This is a genomic window from Cupriavidus sp. IDO (genome assembly GCF_000812465.1).
In the GTDB taxonomy this organism is placed as follows: domain Bacteria; phylum Pseudomonadota; class Gammaproteobacteria; order Burkholderiales; family Burkholderiaceae; genus Cupriavidus.
Window position 1 is genome coordinate 35683 of the sequence record NZ_JWMA01000055.1, and the last position, 17809, is coordinate 53491.

17 protein-coding genes are annotated in these 17809 nt (G+C 66.4%); 1 reads left to right on the plus strand and 16 read right to left on the minus strand.

All coding sequences use genetic code 11. The features are described from left to right. Positions 1-49: 49 nt before the first annotated feature. From RM96_RS17490 to RM96_RS17535, 10 genes are all read right to left on the minus strand, one after another. On the minus strand, positions 50-955 hold the full coding sequence (locus RM96_RS17490) for a MaoC/PaaZ C-terminal domain-containing protein (RefSeq protein WP_039012373.1): 906 nt from the start codon (positions 953-955) through the stop codon (positions 50-52). Continuing rightward, positions 955-3075 carry a D-(-)-3-hydroxybutyrate oligomer hydrolase gene (locus RM96_RS17495; protein WP_039012374.1) on the minus strand — a complete coding sequence of 707 codons (2121 nt, stop codon included), beginning with the start codon at positions 3073-3075 and terminating at the stop codon, positions 955-957. The genes RM96_RS17490 and RM96_RS17495 overlap by 1 nt, the downstream gene beginning before the upstream one ends. 109 nt (positions 3076-3184) lie before the next feature. Then, on the minus strand, positions 3185-4744 hold the full coding sequence (locus RM96_RS17500; RefSeq protein WP_039012375.1) for an acyl-CoA synthetase: 1560 nt from the start codon (positions 4742-4744) through the stop codon (positions 3185-3187). Between the two features lie 24 nt (positions 4745-4768). Continuing rightward, entirely contained in the window at positions 4769-5845 is a 1077-nt protein-coding gene (locus RM96_RS17505; RefSeq protein ID WP_039012377.1) for a branched-chain amino acid ABC transporter permease, read from the minus strand. A gap of 16 nt (positions 5846-5861) precedes the next feature. Further along, complete coding sequence (locus RM96_RS17510; protein WP_039012379.1) at positions 5862-6887, minus strand: branched-chain amino acid ABC transporter permease; 1026 nt, start codon at positions 6885-6887, stop codon at positions 5862-5864. A gap of 205 nt (positions 6888-7092) precedes the next feature. Further along, entirely contained in the window at positions 7093-7836 is a 744-nt protein-coding gene (locus RM96_RS17515) for an ABC transporter ATP-binding protein (protein WP_039012380.1), read from the minus strand. Further along, positions 7829-8692, minus strand: coding sequence for an ABC transporter ATP-binding protein (locus RM96_RS17520; protein WP_202966743.1), 864 nt, complete (start codon positions 8690-8692; stop codon positions 7829-7831). Before RM96_RS17520 ends, RM96_RS17515 begins: the two co-directional genes overlap by 8 nt. After that, positions 8692-9879 carry a substrate-binding domain-containing protein gene (locus RM96_RS17525; protein WP_039012381.1) on the minus strand — a complete coding sequence of 396 codons (1188 nt, stop codon included), beginning with the start codon at positions 9877-9879 and terminating at the stop codon, positions 8692-8694. Before RM96_RS17525 ends, RM96_RS17520 begins: the two co-directional genes overlap by 1 nt. Before the next feature lie 87 nt (positions 9880-9966). Beyond that, positions 9967-10749 (minus strand): enoyl-CoA hydratase/isomerase family protein, encoded by a 783-nt coding sequence (locus tag RM96_RS17530; protein ID WP_039012382.1) that lies wholly within the window; start codon positions 10747-10749, stop codon positions 9967-9969. Next, complete coding sequence (locus tag RM96_RS17535) at positions 10746-11351, minus strand: TetR/AcrR family transcriptional regulator (RefSeq protein ID WP_039012388.1); 606 nt, start codon at positions 11349-11351, stop codon at positions 10746-10748. Before RM96_RS17535 ends, RM96_RS17530 begins: the two co-directional genes overlap by 4 nt. A 217-nt stretch (positions 11352-11568) precedes the next feature. On the opposite strand from RM96_RS17535, the gene RM96_RS17540 reads away from it, so the two are divergent. After that, on the plus strand, positions 11569-12441 hold the full coding sequence (locus RM96_RS17540; RefSeq protein WP_063925994.1) for an alpha/beta fold hydrolase: 873 nt from the start codon (positions 11569-11571) through the stop codon (positions 12439-12441). Here RM96_RS17540 and crcB read toward each other — a convergent pair. The 6 genes from crcB to RM96_RS17570 form a co-directional block, all read right to left on the minus strand. Next, a complete protein-coding gene (crcB, locus tag RM96_RS17545) occupies positions 12423-12803 on the minus strand; it encodes a fluoride efflux transporter CrcB (protein ID WP_039012628.1) in 381 nt (126 codons plus the stop codon). The genes RM96_RS17540 and crcB overlap by 19 nt on opposite strands. After that, positions 12803-13297, minus strand: coding sequence for a molybdopterin synthase catalytic subunit MoaE (gene moaE, locus RM96_RS17550; RefSeq protein ID WP_039012391.1), 495 nt, complete (start codon positions 13295-13297; stop codon positions 12803-12805). The genes crcB and moaE overlap by 1 nt, the downstream gene beginning before the upstream one ends. A 1-nt stretch (position 13298) precedes the next feature. Beyond that, positions 13299-13556 carry a molybdopterin converting factor subunit 1 gene (moaD, locus tag RM96_RS17555; protein ID WP_039012392.1) on the minus strand — a complete coding sequence of 86 codons (258 nt, stop codon included), beginning with the start codon at positions 13554-13556 and terminating at the stop codon, positions 13299-13301. A gap of 29 nt (positions 13557-13585) precedes the next feature. Beyond that, entirely contained in the window at positions 13586-14827 is a 1242-nt protein-coding gene (locus RM96_RS17560; RefSeq protein WP_039012394.1) for a molybdopterin molybdotransferase MoeA, read from the minus strand. A 176-nt stretch (positions 14828-15003) separates the two neighbouring features. Further along, positions 15004-16449, minus strand: coding sequence for a threonine synthase (gene thrC / locus RM96_RS17565; RefSeq protein ID WP_039012395.1), 1446 nt, complete (start codon positions 16447-16449; stop codon positions 15004-15006). Between the two features lie 19 nt (positions 16450-16468). Next, the gene (locus RM96_RS17570; protein WP_039012397.1) at positions 16469-17779 is read right to left on the minus strand and encodes a homoserine dehydrogenase; all 1311 of its coding nucleotides are present in this window, start codon (positions 17777-17779) and stop codon (positions 16469-16471) included. Positions 17780-17809 lie beyond the last annotated feature (30 nt).

A 17809-nucleotide genomic window follows, 5' to 3' on the forward strand; every position in this document is an offset into this window, starting at 1 on the left:
ATCTGTGCATTGCACGTCCAGGAGAAAGTGGAGCAAGAGATACGCTCCCCTACGCCGCCCTGGCTTCGCCCTTGTCCTCCAGATTGCGCACGAGCACCAGCGACTCTCCCTGAACCACCACCCGGCCATCACTACCGGTCACCAGGCTTGCCAGGTTGACCAGATCCTTGTCGGCGCGCAGCCGCACGATCCGGACCGACGCCGTCAGCGGCTCGCCCAGCCGGGCAGCCGAACACAGCCTCAGCGATTGCTTCATCCACCCCGTGCCCCGCCCCGGCAGCCGTGTGCCGAGCAGGTCGGAGAACATGCCGGCCAGCAGCGGCAGCGGCACGACGGCACCGTCAAAGCCACGACGCCGCGCGAAGGCAGGATCGGCATGGAACGGACTGGCATCGCCGGTCAGCGACACATACTCGTCGATATCCGGTGTGCTGAACGCACGCCCGGCCTCCGCCTGCTGCCCGCGCCGCAGGTGGTACAGGGCAGCGTCACCAGATGGCGCGGCCTGGCCGGCCTCCGCCAGGGGCGGCAGCAAGGCCAGCGCCCCGGCGTGCGCGTCCGTCATCAACAAGGCCTCGCCGAGTGCAGTAACAGGCTGTTCCCCTTCGCGGAGCGGCTGCCCGCCGCGCTGCACGCACCGGATCGACGTTTCCAGCCCGAGCAGGTTCCCGCCGTGCGCCTCTTGCGGCACCAGCACCGCCTCCACCCCATCGGCAACGAACGTTGGCAGAGGAAACATCAGTGTCTGCCCCACCGGCAGCACCGGTTCCGGCTGCTGGCGCGCCATCCGGGCGCACAGCAGCGAGAACAGGAACATCCCATGGGCCACGGTGGCGCCGAAGTGCGTAGCGCGGGCGAACGCCGGATCGCAGTGGATCGGGTTGTCGTCACGCGACAGTGCGGCGAAGCGGTCGAAGTCCGTCTGCGTCAGGACGCGCGGGGGGGAAGCGTTCATCAGTCTGGTACCTGTACGGCGGATGGGCTGACGAGAATCAGGTTGCCTGGGGCCGGGGTTGCCGCGATCGGCGGCACGTTGGCAGGCAGCAACGTGGGCGCAGTCGTCGTATTGGTGGCACCGCCGCGCGGGATGGTGCGCACCACCTGCGATGGCGGCAGCGCCTTGCCGGTTGTCAGGTTGTCGAAGACGGCATCGAGCGAGCGGATCAGGTAGACGTGCAACGGCACATAGCGGTTGCTGTAGCCCGACACCGCCCCGATGAATGCATCGAAGTGCTGGGCGTTCTCGACCTCGACGTAGCTCAGCTTGCTCGCACTGCCCTCCTGTTGCCGGTTGAAGCCAAGGTAGGGCCGCGAGGTATGGTTGACGGGCAACAGCCCGTCGCTGCGCCCATGCACGATCACCGCCGGCTTGCCGTGCAGGTTGCCGGAGCGCAGTGTCTGCAAGAGGCCGGACTGCAACGCCTGCGCCTGGGTATCGGTGCCCGTCAGCAGCGCGCGCAGGCAGTTGGCGCCATCGAAGTTGACGTCGGCGCGCGCTGTCGAGGCCGAGATCGACCTCCCGTTCAGGAAGGGCCCGTTCAGCGGATCGCGGTCATTGATCAGCTGCACCGTGCTGGTGGGCGGCACGCCGTTGCCGGTAGCGAACATCGATGCCAGCGCCGCCGGTGCAATCGCTGCCGGCTTGAAATCGGCCAGCGTGGTGGCAAAGCTGTAGCCGCACAGGCGGTCCGTCACGCTGGCGCGCGCGTATGAGTTGGCATACGTGATCGAGATCGAGGCCGCCGTATCGAACGCGGCAAGCGACGGATGGAGATCATCCGATTCCGGCTCCCAGCCGGCCGCATGCAGGGCAGCCAGTGCACTGGCTGCCTGGTCGCCCAGCGTGGTCCCGGAGACGATGCCCTTGTCCGCCAGGGTCTGGCAGCGATTGGCGAAATTGACGTTCCCGGCAAACGCCGGCGCCAGCGTCAGGGCCGTCGCCTGCGACGCGCACAGCTGCAGCAGGTTGGCAGTGGTGATGTAGTCATACAGGACCCGGCCCGAGGCGCTGACGCGACTGGTGCCGCGCTTGACCACAACGCCCGTGTTGGCCGGCAGGTTCAGGTTGGGCTCGCCCACTGCCACGCCGTCGATCAGGCCATCGGTATCCTGCTCGGCTGCGGCAACCGCCGCCCCGCCGCCGTTGGACACGCTCGAGGCAATTACCACGATCTTCTTCTTGTCCAGGCTGAGCTGGCGTGTGCCGTCGCCCGCCACCGAGCCGAAGCGCTCATTGATCGCCCAGATGCCGAACCGGATCGCCTGCAGCGTGAACTTGCCCCAGTCCTTCTCCGGGTTCTGCTGCGAATGCGCATGCTTGAAGGCCAGCCGGTGCGGCGCCGAGGCGGTGAAATCCGACAGCGAGATCACGCCCGGCGACGCCGCGAACTGCGCGTTCTTGCCAGCCGCGGCGCGGGTGGTGCGCGTGCCGTCGATCAACGGCACGGTGTCGGTATCGAGGTCGTGCGGCGCGGCGCCAGTGCCCTTGTCGGTATAGGCCACGGCGCAGCCGCGCTTGAGGCCCCATTCGCCGACGGCGATGGCGCCGTACACGCCGCGCGATCCCGACGACGTGGCGGTGATCATGCAGGGCTTGCTGGTATTGAACGTGTTCGGGATCTGCACCAGCATCGTCACATTCTGCTTGCCGGTGCCATCGTCCGAGAATGCCAGAAATTCCACGCCGGCGATCTTGCCCTGGCCGGATGTCACATTGCCCTGGGCGTCCACGTTGGGGCCGTAGAGCGTTCCGTAGCCGCCGCCGGATGTCGTATCGACAATGGCGCGGTAGTTGGTGTAGATCGCCAGGCGGCGCAGTTCGGCGGCAGTGGGCGCGATCTGGTCGGCCGGTACCGGTGCTGTGCTGCTCGACAGGCCGTCCTTGCCGAGACCGGCGGTCAGCAGGTCGTCGGTGGTGCCGTCGTAGGCGGTAATCGTTACCGTGCCGATGAAGGACGGCTTGACATTCGGATTCGGATTGGTGTTGTCGCTGCCGCCGCCGCACGCTGCGGCAAGCAGCGCCGCGGCGGCCGCGATGGCGGCGCGGCGCAGGCATGCACTGTTGACGTGTTGCATGGACCCCTCCATGGTTTGCTGGCTTATCTGTTATCGGAACGAAGACTCGCGAACTGCAAACTGCCGACGCCCGTGCACGTCGTGCCACGGGCGGGATTTCAGGGACCGCTTATGACGCGGAAGCGGGATCCGGGAAGCGCTTGCGCAACTTGTGCTTTTCCACCTTGCCGGACGGCGTTCGCGGCAGCGCCTCGATGAAGCGCACGTGCCGCGGCACCTTGTAGCCGGCGAGGCGTGCGTTGCAGTGGGCGATCACCGCATCCTCGTCGAGCGCCACGCCCGGGCGCAGCACCACCAGCGCCAGGCCGACCTCGCCCCAACGCGCATCGGGCGTGCCTATGACCGCGGCTTCGGCCACGCCGGCCAGCTGGAACAGCACGTTTTCCACCTCTGCAGGATAGACGTTCTCGCCACCCGAGATGAACATGTCCTTGGCGCGGTCGACGATGTAGTAGTCGCCCTCTTCGTCCATGTAGGCGATGTCGCCCGAATGCAGCCAGCCGTCGCGGATCGCCGAAGCCGTGGCCTGCGGCAGGTTCCAGTAGCCCGGTGTGACACCCGACCCCTTGATCAGCAGTTCGCCGCGCTCTCCCGGCGCCACGTCCGCGCCCAGCGGGTCGACGATACGCGTCAGCATCGACCCGACCGGCTTGCCGATGGTGCCGATCTTGCGCCGCGCGGTGGCTTCGTCGCAAACGAACACGGTGGGGCCGGTCTCGGTCATGCCGAAGCCGAAGCAGATCGTCACGCCCTTGGCCAGGTAGGCTTCCAGCAGCGGCCGCGGCACCGGCGAGCCGCCGGCCGACATATTGCGCACGGCCGAGAAGTCGGCTTGTCCGAATGCCGCATGCTGGCTCAGGAACAGGTACACGGCCGGCACGGCAAAGAACAGGGTGATGCCCTCGCCCGAGCGCCGGTCCAGCTTGTCGAGCACCACCTGCGGGTCGAACTGCCGCATGACGTGCACCGTACCGCCGGCATGCAGGACCGGGTTGGCGTACAGGTTCAGTCCGCCGGTATGGAAGAACGGCAGCACGTTCAGGAACACGTCGTCGCGCGTGATCTTGTTGGCCAGCATGGCGTTCACGGCATTGAAGAACACCATGCCATAGGTCTGGATCACACCCTTGGGCTTGCCCGTGGTGCCCGAGGTATAGAGCAGGTGCCAGACTTCGTGCTCGTCGCGGCAGGGCATCTCGATGATGCGGCCGGAGGCGGCATCCAGCACCGCCTCGTACTCGGTCCAGCCACCCGGCACATCCGCCGCCTCGTCGTCCGCGAGATGCAAGACAGCGCGCAGCGGCACGGCACGGCTGAGTTCGGCCGCCGTGCCAAGGAAGCCATCGCCGGCGACCAGCACGTCTGGCGTGCAGTCCTGCAGGATTGGCAGCAGTTCGGCCGCGGGCAGCCGCCAGTTCAGGCACACCATCACCATGCCGGCCTTGGCGCAGCCATACAGCATCTCGAAGTAGTCGGAGCTGTTGTGCGCCAGCACCGCCACGCGCGCCCCCGCAGGCAACGCCAGGTGCTGCAGCAGATACTCCGCGAAGCGGCTGGCGCGTTCGTCGAACTGGCGATAGGTCACGCGGCGGCCGCTTTCCACGTCGACCAGGGCGACCTTGTCGGGAAAGTGCTGGGCATTCTTGTGCAGCCAGTCGATTACGTACATTGCCTGAACTCTCCGTGTCGATCGTCAGGATGCCACTTCATGCGTCGCATTGTCACCGCGCAGGCGGCCTACCACGCCTTGCGGGAAGTAATACACGCTGAGGATGAACAGCAAACCCAGCCACAGGAGCCAGCGGTCCGGATGCAGCAGCGCGGACAGCAGGGGCACCGCGGCGGCCGCCTCGCTCGCCAGCTTCATGACGTCCTGCAGGTAGGTCTGCGCCAGCAGGAACAGCACCGTGCCGATAATCGAGCCATACAGCGTGCCCATGCCGCCGATCACCACGATCAGCAGGATATCCACCATGATTTCGAACGACAGCGAGGTGTCCGGGCCGTTGTAGCGCAGCCAGACCGCCATCAGCACGCCGGCCATGGTGGCAAATATGGCAGACAGCACGGTCGAGACAGTGCGGAAGACCACGGTCCGGTAGCCGATTGCCTCGGCGCGGAAATCATTTTCCCGGATCGCCTGCAAGACCCGCCCGAACGGCGAGTTGACGATGCGCAGCAACAGCAGGAACAGCACGAGCGCGCCGACGAAGACAAAGTAGTAGCTCAGCAGCTTGCCGTTGAGCGGCACGCCGAACCATTCCGCATCGCCCAGCGAGAAGCCCGGGCGCAGGATTTCCGGCACCTTGAAAGTCAGGCCGTCCTCGCCGCCGGTCCATTCCGAGAGCTGCGAGACCAGGGTGGCAAAGGCGCTCGCCACGGCCAGCGTGATCATCGCAAAGAAGATCGCCCGCACCCGCAGCGAAAACAGCCCGATCAGGAACGCCAGCAGCGCCGACACCACCAGCGCACCAAGTGTGCCGGCCAGCAAGGCGCCCCACCCTGGCTCCATGCGCGACATCGCAATCGCCACGCCATAGCCGCCGATGCCGAAGAACATGGTATGCGCGAACGAGACGATGCCGGTATAGCCCAGCAGCAGGTCATAGCTCGCCACCAGCACCACGAAAATGCAGATCTTGGCCGCCATGTTCAGCGCGCGCGCACCGGGGAACAGGAACGGCGCACAGGCCAGGGCCACGAGGATGACCAGCAGGAGGAGCGTCAGCGTTCGGCTGCGCGGCAGGTCGCCGGAAAGGATTCGGATCATGGTCGGGATGCCTCGCTCAGCGCCTGGCTACCGGGAACAGGCCCTGCGGCCGCCACAGCAGGATCAGCATCATCAGCAGGATGTTCGAGAACAGCGCCACCTTGGGGAACAGGAAGCCCGTGTAGTTGGCCATCAGCCCGACCAGCAGCGCGCCGACGAAGCAGCCGGTGGTGGAGCCCAGCCCGCCGATGATGATGACGATAAAGATCAGCACATTCACCTGCGCGCCGATCGCCGCAGTGATGTTCTGCTGATACAGCCCCCACAGCACGCCGCCGAGCCCCGCCAGCGCGGCGCCGGCCACGAACACGCCGATAAAGAGGCGGCGGATGCGGTAGCCGAGCGACTCGACCATCTCGCGGTTCTCCACGCCGGCGCGGATCAGCAGCCCGATGCGCGTGCGATTGAGCACCAGCAGCATGACAATGAAGATGACCAGCCCCAGCACCATGGCGATCAGCCGGTACTTCTCGATGGCGGCATCGCCCAGCAGCACCGCGCCGCGGAAGGTGGTGGGTACCTGCAGCGCGATGGTCTCCGGGCCCCAGATGGCCTTGATCAGCTGCTCGGCGACGATCATGCCGCCCATGGTGATCAGGATCTGCTTGAGGTGCTGGCCGTAGACCGGGCGCACCACCACGCGCTCGAAGAACAGTCCGACGGCGCCGGCGGCTACCATCGCGGCCAGGATCGCGAGGCCAAACACCGCCAGGTTCAGCGCCAGACTGTCAGCCTCGACCCAGCCGACCAATGGCAGCAGCACCGACGCCGCCACATAGGCCCCCAGCGCGATAAAGGCGCCGTGGCCGAAGTTGAGGACGTCCATCAGGCCGAACACGAGCGTCAGCCCGGAGGACACCACGAAGATGATCATGCCCATCGCCAGCCCGGCTATGGTCAGCGTGAGCCAGGTCGAAGCACTGCCAACCAGCGGATAGGCCAGCAGCATCAGCAACGGCGCCAGCGCCAGCGGCGTCCAGTCGAGCCGGACCTTCGGCAGGTCGGCCGGGGCGGCGCTTGATAGGGTCGTTGTTGTTGTCATGTGTCTCGTCCTGCGGCTGGGTATGTTCCCCGCGCGCTGTTCGCTCCCAATCGCTGATTGTGTGCTCCCTCTCCCGCTTGCGGGAGAGGGTTGGGGAGAGGGCCGATGCTTCGACGAAGTGATGCGTGTCGGTATGCCGGCGCCTGCCCTCTCCCCCTGCCCCTCTCCCGCAAGCGGGAGAGGGGAGCAAACAATCGGTTCAGTGTTACTGGTGCGCTGCCAGCGACAGCCCCAGCAGCTTCTGCTGCAGCGAGTCGTCACCTGCCAGCGCCGCCATGGTCCCGGCATGCACCGTCCGCCCGTCATCCATCACCGCAACCGTATCGCCCACCGACTTCGCCATATGGAAGTTCTGCTCCACCAGCAGGATCGACACTTCGGTCTGCTTCAGCTCCCGAAACACGGCAATCATGTTCTTGATGATGGCCGGCGCCAGACCCTTGGTCGGCTCGTCGACGATCAGCAGCTTGCGCGGCTCGATAATGGCGCGCGCCACCGACAGCATCTGCTTCTGCCCGCCCGACAGCACGCCGGCACGCTGGTGCCAGAAGGTCTTCAGCGCCGGGAACATGCGGAACACCCAGTCCAGCCGGCGTTCGTCGATGGCGCCGGTGCGGGCGGCCAGGCGCATGTTCTCGGCCACGGTCAGGTCGGAGAACACGCTCATGTTCTCCGGCACGTAAGCGATGCCGCCCTGCGCGACGGCCGGTGTGCTGCGCCGCGTGATGTCGGCGCCGTCGAACTCCACCGTGCCGGCGCTGGCCTGCCACAGACCCATGATGGTGCGCAGCGTGGTGGTCTTGCCGGCGCCGTTGCGCCCGAGCAGCATGGTCACGCCGCCGCGCGGCACGTCGAGGCTGACGCCGTGCAGGATGTGGTACGGGCCGATATGGGTCTGTACGTCGCGCAAACGCAGGATCGGCGCCGGAGTCTGTTGCGGTTCAGCCATGCGAGGCCTCCGTATCGCTTTCCATTGTGCCCAGATAGGCCTGCTGCACGATCGGCGAGGCAATCACCTCGGCCGGATTGCCGTCCGCCATCAGCGTCCCGTTGTGCAGCACGATGATGCGGTCGGCCAGCGAGCGCACCACGTCCATCTTGTGTTCCACCAGCAGCACGGTCTTGCTCCGGTCCTGCCGGATTTCCTGGATCAGGTCGAGGATCACCGGCACCTCGTCCACGCTCATGCCGGCGGTGGGCTCGTCGAACATGAAGATGCGCGGCTGCAGCGCCAGCAGGATGCCCACCTCCAGCTTGCGCTGGTCGCCGTGCGGCAGCGATGCCACCGGCAGGTGCCGCTTGTCGGCCAGCGCCACGCGCTCCAGGCAGGCCTGCGCCTGTGCGCGCACGTCGCGATGGCTGGTCCACATCGAGAACAGGTCGACGCCGCGCTGCTGGCGCGCCTGCACTGCCAGCCGGACGTTCTCCAGCACCGACAGGTTCGGGAACAGACTGGTCAGCTGGAACGCACGGCCGATGCCGCGCCGGGTCTTCTGCGATACCGGCAGGCGTGTCACGTCCTCGCCGTCGAGCAGGATCTGTCCGGCGGTGGGCGGCAGCTGGCCCGAGATCAGGTTGAAATAGGTGGTCTTGCCTGCCCCGTTCGGTCCGACGATGCAGGTCAGCTCGCCCGGCCGGAACGCGCAGGACACCGCATTGACGGCGACATGGCCGCCAAAGCGGATGGTCAGGCCGCGCGTTTCGAGCAGAGGCGGGACGCCGGCACCGGCGGCAGCACCCTTCCCGCTTACCGGGCGGCCCTGCGGCGCCGCCGCGGCCCGCGCAGTGGTTGCGTCCACGTTCATCAGCGATGGTTGCGGATCGGCACGTTCATCTCTTCGGGCTTTATCTCGCGCACGAGCTCAGGCACGCCCCACGCAAAGGCCGGATCGACCTTGATCTTGAAGTGGTACATCGACTGCATGGCCTGGTGGTCCTCCTTGCGGAAGGTCATCTTGCCCTTGGGCGTATCGAACGACATGCCTTCCATCGCCGAGATCAGCTTCTCCGTGCCGGTATCGCCGCCGGTCTTCTTCAGCGCCTCGACCAGTGCGATGCCGGCGGTCATGCCACCCGCGGTGAAGAAATCGGGCGGCGACTTGAACTTGCTGTAGTGATTCGACACCAGCCACTCGTTGGCCTTGTTCTTCGGGATGCCGAAGTAGTAGTACGTGGCGCCTTCCATGCCCGGAAAGCTCTTGTAGCTCGTCATGGCCGGCAGGATGTTGCCGCCGGTGGCGATCTCGATGCCGTAGCGCTTCGGGTCCAGGTCCGCAATCTTGAACGGGTTGCCTGCGCCGGCCCAGATGATGAAGATCACCTTGCGGCCCGGCTTGTCCTTGAGCGAATCAAAGAGGCGCTGCGCACCGGCGGTGAAGTCCGTGGTGTTGGTGGGCAGGTATTCCTCGTGGACGATCTTCGCGTTCTTCAGTGCGCCCTTGAAGGCCTTCACGCCGTCGCGGCCAAAGGCATAGTCCTGCGCGAGCGTGGCGATCTGCACGCCCGGCTTGTCGAGCGCCACGGCATTGGAGATGGCGTCCTGCGACGAGTTGCGGCCGGTACGGAAGATGTAGCGGTTCCACTTGTCGCCGGTAATCGAATCGGCCACGGCCGGCTCGACCAGCAGGATCTTCTTGTATTCCTCGGCCACCGGCAGCATCGCCAGCGCAGTGCCCGACGAGGTCGGCCCCAGCGCGATGTCGGCGCGGTCATCGCTGTACGCCGCGGCCAGCTGTGCCTTGGCCACGTCCGGCTTGCCCTGGGTGTCTTTCTCGATCACCACCAGCTTGTTGCCGTTGACGGTCATGGTGCCGTTGGTGGCGTATTCCAGGCCCATCATCAGCCCGGTCTGGGTCTGCTTGGCGTAGGCCTCGAGCGCACCGGTCTTGTCATAGACGTGGGCAATGCGGATATCCTTCGCCAGCGCGCCGCCGGCGGCCAGCAGGCCGGCGGCAAGTGCCACGGCAAGTGTTGCGGTGTTCTTGCGTTGCATGGTTGTCTCCTCTCTCCGGTTTCGTTTCTGTTTGTATGACTGAAACCTGCAGCAATCAGCGAACTCTCGGCACGCGTTCCGGACCGGCTATGCGCGTGTACGACCCTCCAGAAACCTGCGCATCCCGGCGGCGGTCTCGGCGCTCGCCACCTGCGCCACAAACTCGATCCGCTCGCGCTCCAGCCTCCCGGCGAGCCATTCGGGCTCCCAGCGCAGCAGCCCGCGCGTGCGCGCCACGCTGCCAGGCACCTTGTCGGCCAGCCCGCGGGCCAGGCGCATCGCCGCCGGCTCGGCTTGCCCGGTTTGGGACAACATGGCCGCCAGGCCGAGCGACACCGCCTCTTCGGCAGCCACCACGTTGTTGTTCAACTGCCAGGCGCGCGCGCGGGCCGTGCCAATCAGGTCGGGCAGCATCGCGGTCCAGCCGCCGTCAGGGCTGAACCCGACCACTGTGTAGTAGGGCGCGATCCGCACGCCCTGCGCCACCACGGCCATGTCGCAGGCCAGCACCAGCCCGAGCGAGCCCCCGGTCAGCCAGCCCTCCACCGCCGCGACGACCGGGCATCGCAATGCGCTCAGGCGCAGGATGGCGCGGTTCAGCAGGGTGAGCAGGCGGTCGGCGTAGGCCGCAATGCCGTCACCTTGATCGGCAAAAGCTTCCACGTCGCCGCCGGTCGAGAAATTCGGGCCGGCATGCGTGAACACGACTGACTTGATCGTGACATCCGCCTCGACGGTATCGAGTGCCGACAGCAATGCTTCCAGCAAACCCGGCACCAGACTGTTGTGGCGTTCAGGGCGGTTCAGCCGCAGCACCGCGATGCCGTCGATCCGCTCCAGCAGCACCAGTCCGTTCGCGGGCAGGTTCATCGCGCTTGCAGCCCGTGCGTGATCAGGTCGAAGGCTGTATCCACCACCTTGTCCATCGAGGCCGGGCGCTTCCACAGCGCGTAGCGCATGCCCAGGAAGTTGCTGATGCCGATCAGGCACCAGGCGCGCACTTCCGCGTCGCCGGGCGTGACTTCGCCCTGCTCTTCGGCACGCGTGAGCCGGCGGCTGTAGAGGTCGGCAAAGACCTGGAAGTAGCTGCTGTAGATGGTCTCGTCCACCGAATACGAGTCGAGCACGATCCGGTAGAGGTTCTTGTGGCGGGAAACGAACGAGAGGAAGGCTTTCAAGCCGAGCCGTTCGGCTTCGATCTGACTGGTGGCCGGCGCCACGTGCTTGCGCAGGTGGGCGCGCACCAGTTCCAGCATGTGCTGGACCAGCGCCCGGAAGATGTCTTCCTTGTCCTTGAAGTACAGGTAGAAGGTGCCCATCGCAACTTGGGCTTCCTGCGTGATTTCAGAGATCGACGCGACGTAGTAGCCCTTCTCGCCGAACACCTTCTCTGCGGCGCGCAGCAACGACTCGCGCGTTTTCTGTCCGCGCGCTGTCTTGGGCGGGCAAATGCCGGACTCGGTCTGGGACATCGTGTCTCCGCTGTGGCGTCCTGTGATGGGAACGCCCTCTTATAAGTAATGACTGATGTCTTGCCGCCGATCCTGCCATCCTGCCGCGATCCAAGGCCGCAAAACATGATAACTGATTCATGTTTCATGATATAAAGTTAGGATCGCGGATGTCAATAGATGGCTTACCCGTAGCACAAGGCCACTCCGCACCACCCAAATATGGGGAGACACGCCGTTGGATGCTTCAGACTCGGCACCGGCCAGGGGCGGCGCCACGCCGTTTGTGGATTACCCGGCCAGCGCCGCCCTGCCCGGCTGGCGCGAAGCCGGCAGCGGGTGGCCGCTGTTGCTGCTGCACGGCTGGTCGGTCAACGGCGACGCCTTCCTCGGGCAAGCGGCACTGGCGGAAAGCGGCTATCGCGTCATCGCGCCGGACCACGCCGGCCATGGCCTGTCGCGCCTGCGCGGCTCCCCGGCTGCCTCCATCGCCAGCCTTGCGGCAGACACAGCGGCTCTGATCCAGCACCTGAACCTGCGCGATGTCATCATCGTGGGCTGGTCAATGGGTGCGATGGTCGCCTGGGAGCTGATGCGCAGCGAGCCAGGGCTGCCGCTGGCGGCGATCGGCGCTATCGACATGACACCCCGGCTGGTGGCCGGACCCGACTGGCCGCATGGCCTGTACGGCCGCTATGACGCTGTGCAAGCCGACCAGATGGCAGCCCGCATCCGCAAGGACTGGCGGCGCCTGGCACCTTCGGTCGCGGCCGGGCTCTGGGCGGACGGCCGGCAGCCGGACGCCGGACTTGTCGCCCGTGTCGAAGCCATGAACGATCAGTGCGATGCCGTGGCGCTGGCAGCGTTGTGGGAAGACATGGCGCGGCAGGACTTCCGCGAGACATTGCGCGCGGCAACACTGCCGCTCTTTCATCTGTACGGGGAACGAAGCCGCCTGTACGCGCCGGCGGTGGGCCGCGCCACGCTGGCGCTGCGGCCCGATGCAGGATTTGCCACCATCGCCGATACCGGACACAGCCCCCACATGGAACGCCCGCAGGCCTTCAATGCCGCGCTGGTGGCCCTATGTGATCAGGCCAGCACCCGGTAGGTCCACAAGCCGAGCACGGTCAGCAGCAGCGAGCCACCGAGGTGCAATATGAGATGCATCAGCGCCCAGCCGAAGTCGCCGGCCGTCAGGTTGGTCACGACCTCACTGGAGAAAGTCGAGAACGTGGTCAGGCCGCCGAGGAACCCGGTAATGGCCAGCAGGCGCCACTCCGGCGACAGCCCCGCATGGGTATCGAAGAAGCCGACCGCCAGCCCGACCAGGTAGCCACCGAGCAGGTTGGCCGCGAGCGTCCCGTACGGCAGCGCCGGGTTCAGCGCGTTCCACATCACCGAGAAGCCCCAGCGCAGCCAGGCACCCAGCGCAGCCCCTACGCCGACGGCAGCAAACCCTAGCGGCCCCATCAGTCCTTGCCCCCGGCGTCCTCGCCAGTGGCGTTGAGCGAGGGAATGCCCCAGCGCTGCAGCGCCGCTTCGTCGGTCACGCGGGCATCGACCCAGCGGGCGCCCTCGGGCGTTTCCTCCTTCTTCCAGAACGGGGCTTCGGACTTGAGGTAGTCCATGATGAATTCGCAGGCGGCAAAGGCATTGCCACGATGCGCCGATGCGACCGCGACCAGCACGATCTGGTCCTGCGGCATCAGCGGGCCGACGCGATGGATGATGGTCACACCGAGCAACGCCCAGCGCTCGCAGGCAGCCGCCTCGATCTGGGCCAGCGCCTTCTCGGTCATGCCGGGATAGTGCTCCAGCTCCATCGCGCTCACGGCACTGCCTTCGCTGACATCGCGCACGGTGCCGATAAAGCTCGCCACCGCGCCGATCTCGGGCCGGCCGGCGCGCAGCGCCGCGACTTCGGCGCCGAGGTCAAAATCTTCGCGCTGTACCCTGACGCTCATGTCAGCCTCCGGTGACCGGTGGAAAGAAGGCAACCTCGCAGCCGTCGGCAATCGGCGTGTCGGCGCGGGCAACAGCGTGGTCCACGGCCATGCGCAGCGCGCGGCCTTCGGCCAGCGTTTCCGCCCATGCACCGCCCCGGCTGCGCAGCCATTGCCGCAGCTCGCCTACGGTACGCACATCCTGCGGCACTTCAGCGCGCTCGGCAGCCAGCCCGAGCTGCTCGCGCACGCTGGCGAAGAATCGGAGTTCGATATGCATCACGACTTCTCTCGTCCTGAACCCGGCCGTCAGCCGAGCAGGCCATCAAACGGAATGAACTGCACGGTGTCGCCGCGCGCGATCGGCTGGTTGGGCGGATTGTCGACCAGGCCGTCGCCCCATACGGTGGACGTCAGCACGCCCGAACTCTGGTTCGGGAACAGGTCCAGCCCGCCTTCGGCGTTCAGGCGCGCGCGCAGGAACTCGTTGCGGCGGTCGCCCTTGGGCAGATCGAAGTCCGCACGCAGCGGCAGGCGTTTCGGTGCCACGTCGGCCACGCCCTGCAGGCGCAGGATGAATGGCCGCACGAACAGCAGGAAGGTGACGAAGCTCGACACCGGGTTGCCAGGCAGCCCCAGGAAGAAGGCCGCATCCGAGCTGGCATTGCTCACCTGCCCGAAGGCCAGCGGCTTGCCCGGCTTGATTGCGATCTGCCACATGTCGAGGCGCCCTTCGGCTTCCACCGCGGGCTTGATATGGTCTTCCTCGCCAACCGAGACGCCGCCGGAGGTGATGATCAGGTCGTGCCCCTGTGCCGCACGCCGCAGGGTGTCGCGCGTTGCCGCCAGCGTGTCCGGCACGATGCCGAAGTCGCTGACTTCGCAGCCGAGGTTTTCCAGCAGGCCGCGCAGCGTGAAACGGTTCGAGTTGTAGATCGCACCCGGCTTGAGCGGCTCGCCCGGCATCGCCAGTTCGTCGCCGGTAAAGAACACCGCGACGCGCACGCGGCGCACTACGTCCAGCTTTGCCTGGCCAACCGAAGCGGCCAGACCCAGCGCCTGCGGCGTCAGCCGCGTGCCGGCAGGCAGGATCACGCTGCCGGCCTCGATGTCCTCGCCCGCGCGCCGGACCCACTCACCGGACTGCGGCACATGGTTGACGATGACGTCCTCGCCCTCGGCGGTGCACTGCTCCTGCATCACCACGGCATCGGCGCCCCCCGGGATCAGCCCGCCGGTAAAGATGCGTGCAGCGGTGCCGGGCTCGAGCGCGGTACCGACATGCCCGGCGGGAATCCGTTGCGACACCCGCAGCCGCGTGCCCGCGGCCGGGATATCCGCGGCACGCACGGCGTAGCCATCCATCGAAGTGTTATCTGCCGGCGGCACGCGCAGCGTGCTGGTCACGGGCGCGGCCAGCACGCGGCCGTTGGCGGCGAGCGTGTCGGCCTGCTCCACCTGCGCCAGCGGACGGGCGGCGCCAAGCAGCGCGTCAAGCGCCTGGGCCATGGTCAGCATCGGGGGACGGGAAGGTGCTGCGGCTTGGGTCATGGTGCGATGTGGAAAAGGGTTGGCCCATGAAAAACGGCCCGCGCATTGCCGCCGCGAAGCATGCCGCGGCAGACAATCCGGGGGCCGGAGTTCGGGCCCGCAGCCTGATTGTAACGAGTTGGCGCCGGCACGGCACGCGGCGGCGCCGCAGCCGTGCCCGTGGCGACAACGCGTGCTTACAGGCCGGTGTGACGGGCGATGTAGGCCTTCACCTGGCTGGCGTCGGCCGCCATCACTTCAAAGCGCTGCGGCAGGCTCTCGATGCCCTCGAAGCGGGCGGGCCGCTCCGGCTCGTGACCCAGCGCCTCGCGGATGGTGTCGGCAAACTTGGCCGGCAGCGCGGTCTCCAGCACCACCATCGGCACGCCGGGACTGAGATGCTCGCGCGCCACCTTGACGCCATCGGCAGTATGGGTATCGATGGTGATGCCATAGCGCGACGACAGGTCACGGATGGTCGCCACGCGGTCATCGTGCGTGCTGCGGCCCGACACAAAGCCGAACTGGCGGATACGGTCGAATTTTGGCGTGCCGGACAGGTCGAAACCGCCCTTGTCTTCCACGTCGCGGAACAGCGCGGCCAGCTTGCCGGCATCCTGCCCCAGCAGGTCGAACACGAAGCGCTCGAAGTTCGATGCCTTCGAGATATCCATGCTCGGGCTGGAGGTGTGGTACGTCTCGGCCGACTTGCGCACGCGATAGGCGCCGGTGCGGAAGAACTCGTCGAGCACGTCGTTCTCGTTGGTGGCGACCACCAGCTTGTCGATCGGCAAGCCCATCATGCGCGCGATATGGCCGGCGCAGACATTGCCGAAGTTGCCCGACGGCACGCAGAACGACACCTTCTGGCGCGGGCCGCTGGTGGCCAGCAGCCAGCCCTTGAAGTAGTACACCACCTGGGCGACCACGCGGGCCCAGTTGATCGAATTGACGGTGCCGATGCGCTGGCGCGCCTTGAATTCCAGGTCGTTCGAGACCGCCTTGACGATGTCCTGGCAGTCATCGAACACGCCTTCCACGGCCAGGTTGAAAATGTTCGGGTCCTGCAGGCTGAACATCTGCGCGGTCTGGAACGCGCTCATCTTGCGGTGCGGGCTCAGCATGAACACGCGGATGCCGCGCTTGCCGCGCATCGCGTATTCGGCAGCGCTGCCGGTGTCGCCCGAGGTGGCGCCGAGGATGTTCAGCTCCAGCCCGGCACGGCCCAGCGCGTACTCGAACAGGTTGCCGAGCAACTGCATCGCCATGTCCTTGAAGGCCAGCGTCGGGCCGTTGGACAGGCCTAGCAGTTGCAGCTTCGCGCCGCCTTCCTCGCCCAGCGTGCGCAGCGGCGTGATGTCGGCGGTGTTGTCGCCCTCACGCGCGTTGCAGTACACCTCGGCGGTATAGGTCTTGCGCGTCAGGGCGCGCAGGTCATCGGCCGGGATGTCGTCGCAGAACTTGCTCAGGATCTCGAATGCCAGGTCGGCATACGAAAGCTCGCGCCACGCTTCGAGCTCGTCGGCGGTGACTTGCGGGTACTGCGTCGGCAGGTACAGGCCACCGTCCGGCGCGAGGCCGCCCAGCAGGATCTCGGAAAAGGTTTGCGGCACCTGATGGCCGCGGGTCGACTGGTATTTCATGGGAATCCGGGGCGTGCGCTCAGTTCAGTTCTTCCATGCGCAGGCGCGTGACATCGGACAGCACGGTCGGCAGCGCCTCGATCTTCGCGATGGCGGCGTTGACTTCCTTCTCGCGCGTCACGTGGCTCAGGATGATGATGTCGGTCTGCGGCTCGCCTTCGCGCGATTCCTTCTGCAGCATCGCGTCGATGGAGATGCCGGACTCGGCCAGGATACGGGTGATCTCGGCCAGCACGCCGGTTTCGTCGGCCACGCGCATGCGCAGGTAGTAAGAGCTGTTGATTTCCTCGATCGGCAGCACCGGCACGCTCGACAGCTCATCGGGCTGGAACGCCAGGTGCGGCACGCGATGGCCCGGATCGGCGGTGTGCAGGCGGGTCACGTCGACCAGGTCGGCGATCACGGCCGAGGCGGTCGGCTCGGCGCCGGCGCCCTTGCCGTAGTACAGCGTGGCGCCCACGGCGTCGCCCTGCACCAGCACGGCGTTCATGGCGCCTTCCACGTTGGCGATCAGGCGCGAGGCAGGCACCAGCGTCGGATGCACGCGCAGTTCCACGCCATCGTCGCGGCGGCGGGTGATGCCCAGCAGCTTGATGCGGTAGCCCAGTTCCTCGGCGTACTTGATGTCGATGGCGGACAGCCTGGTGATGCCTTCCACGTGCGCCTTGTCGAACTGCACCGGCATGCCGAAGGCAATCGCGCTCATCAGCGTGACCTTGTGCGCGGCGTCGATGCCTTCGATGTCGAAGGTCGGGTCGGCTTCCGCGTAGCCCAGTTGCTGCGCTTCCTTCAGTACCACGTCGAAATCCAGGCCCTTGTCGCGCATCTCGGACAGGATGAAGTTGGTGGTGCCGTTGATGATGCCGGCGATCCACTGGATGCGGTTGGCGGTCAGGCCTTCGCGCAGCGCCTTGATGATGGGAATGCCACCGGCCACGGCGGCTTCGAACGCCACGATCACGCCCTTGCGGCGCGCGGCCTCGAAGATCTCGTTGCCGTGCACGGCCAGCAGCGCCTTGTTGGCGGTGACCACGTGCTTGCCGTTCTCGATCGCCTTGAGCACCAGCTCGCGCGCAATGCCGTAGCCGCCGATCAGCTCGACCACGATATCGATATCGGGACGCGTCACCACCAGGTTGGCGTCGTTCACGACCTCGACTTCCCCGTTGGTCAGCTCGCGGGCGCGTTCGGTGTTGAGATCGGCCACCATGGCAATCTCGATGCCGCGGCCAGCGCGGCGACGAATTTCTTCCTGGTTGCGCTTGAGCACGTTGAACGTGCCGCTACCGACGGTACCGATGCCGAGCAGGCCAACTTTGATGGGGTTCATGAACGTTTGACTCTGAGTTGCTAAGGATGA

Bases quoted from the DNA above. Each gene is read 5' to 3' on its own strand.
- RM96_RS17500 (WP_039012375.1), bottom strand. From the start codon at position 4,744: ATGTACGTAATCGACTGGCTGCACAAGAATGCCCAGCACTTTCCCGAC.
- thrC (WP_039012395.1), bottom strand. From the start codon at position 16,449: ATGAAATACCAGTCGACCCGCGGCCATCAGGTGCCGCAAACCTTTTCC.
- RM96_RS17515 (WP_039012380.1), bottom strand. From the start codon at position 7,836: ATGGCTGAACCGCAACAGACTCCGGCGCCGATCCTGCGTTTGCGCGAC.
- RM96_RS17560 (WP_039012394.1), bottom strand. From the start codon at position 14,827: ATGACCCAAGCCGCAGCACCTTCCCGTCCCCCGATGCTGACCATGGCC.
- RM96_RS17520 (WP_202966743.1), bottom strand. From the start codon at position 8,692: ATGAACGTGGACGCAACCACTGCGCGGGCCGCGGCGGCGCCGCAGGGC.
- RM96_RS17490 (WP_039012373.1), bottom strand. From the start codon at position 955: ATGAACGCTTCCCCCCCGCGCGTCCTGACGCAGACGGACTTCGACCGC.
- RM96_RS17570 (WP_039012397.1), bottom strand. From the start codon at position 17,779: ATGAACCCCATCAAAGTTGGCCTGCTCGGCATCGGTACCGTCGGTAGC.
- RM96_RS17510 (WP_039012379.1), bottom strand. From the start codon at position 6,887: ATGACAACAACAACGACCCTATCAAGCGCCGCCCCGGCCGACCTGCCG.
- RM96_RS17525 (WP_039012381.1), bottom strand. From the start codon at position 9,879: ATGCAACGCAAGAACACCGCAACACTTGCCGTGGCACTTGCCGCCGGC.
- RM96_RS17495 (WP_039012374.1), bottom strand. From the start codon at position 3,075: ATGCAACACGTCAACAGTGCATGCCTGCGCCGCGCCGCCATCGCGGCC.
- moaE (WP_039012391.1), bottom strand. From the start codon at position 13,297: ATGAGCGTCAGGGTACAGCGCGAAGATTTTGACCTCGGCGCCGAAGTC.
- RM96_RS17505 (WP_039012377.1), bottom strand. From the start codon at position 5,845: ATGATCCGAATCCTTTCCGGCGACCTGCCGCGCAGCCGAACGCTGACG.
- RM96_RS17530 (WP_039012382.1), bottom strand. From the start codon at position 10,749: ATGAACCTGCCCGCGAACGGACTGGTGCTGCTGGAGCGGATCGACGGC.
- RM96_RS17535 (WP_039012388.1), bottom strand. From the start codon at position 11,351: ATGTCCCAGACCGAGTCCGGCATTTGCCCGCCCAAGACAGCGCGCGGA.
- crcB (WP_039012628.1), bottom strand. From the start codon at position 12,803: ATGGGGCCGCTAGGGTTTGCTGCCGTCGGCGTAGGGGCTGCGCTGGGT.
- moaD (WP_039012392.1), bottom strand. From the start codon at position 13,556: ATGCATATCGAACTCCGATTCTTCGCCAGCGTGCGCGAGCAGCTCGGG.